We start from the raw sequence: 890 nt of genomic DNA on the forward strand, positions 1-890 counted from the left end.
GCAAGATTTTGATTAACTTAGATTTAGTGTCAACCTCTCACATGGGGGTGAAGGAGGACCGAATGTCCAGTGGACATTCGCAGCCGACTGAACGGGAGCCTGGGTAAATCACGCCCGGACGGGGATTAAGTATCACCGTAATTGATTTACGGGAAGGCATTGGATGCCTGACCTGGACTTTTGCTGTAGGCAGGATGCCGTAAGCATAAAGGCCGACCTGGAAACAGCTTCACGGATGAATGACAGATGACTGCTTGCCGTTGGAACACGGAACGATAAACGGTAGATGGGTATGGTCTTCGGTGTTTGGTAGATACTGCGCGGCAGCGCTAAAAGCACCAATCTGCAGGAGCAGATTGGGACAGCTCCAGCTGGTCCGAAGGACATTTTACAGGGAGGTAAAATGCAAAAAGGCCACCCGATTAGGGTGGCCTCTTGGCTTTTATTGGGAGCCTGGCGCACTACCGTGTGGGTGATACTTCTCTCACATGGGGGCGTAATGGGACCGTTCGATAGAACGCAGCCCATGGAGCGACCTTCATGGATGAAGGGCTGGAGGCTACCCCAGGGAAGGGTGACAGATGATAGCTGGCTGTTGGAACTAGGAAGGTACAACAGTTGATGGGTATGGTCTGCCCCTTGGATTAGCACGTCAGTGCTTTCCTGGGGAAGGGCTATCCGTAAGACAATGCAGAGTAAAGTGATGCTGTTGCCAATTTGCAGGCAATAAAAAAGGGCCATCCTTTCGGATAGCCCTTCTTCAGGAATGGGAGCCTGGCGGTGTGCTACTCTCACATGGGGAGACCCCACACTACCATCGCCGCTGTTACGTTTCACTTCTGAGTTCGGAATGGATTCAGGTGGTTCCGTAACGCTATGGCCGCCAGGCA

The 890-nt window shown here is 52.5% G+C and carries 1 rRNA gene; it reads right to left on the reverse strand.

Annotated features, from left to right (window positions below):
• Positions 1 to 772 precede the first annotated feature (772 nt).
• A 5S ribosomal RNA gene (gene rrf, locus P2G88_RS09990) occupies positions 773 to 888 on the reverse strand.
• Positions 889 to 890 lie beyond the last annotated feature (2 nt).

The organism is Aliiglaciecola sp. CAU 1673, assembly GCF_029223185.1.
In the GTDB taxonomy this organism is placed as follows: Bacteria; Pseudomonadota; Gammaproteobacteria; order Enterobacterales; family Alteromonadaceae; genus Bowmanella.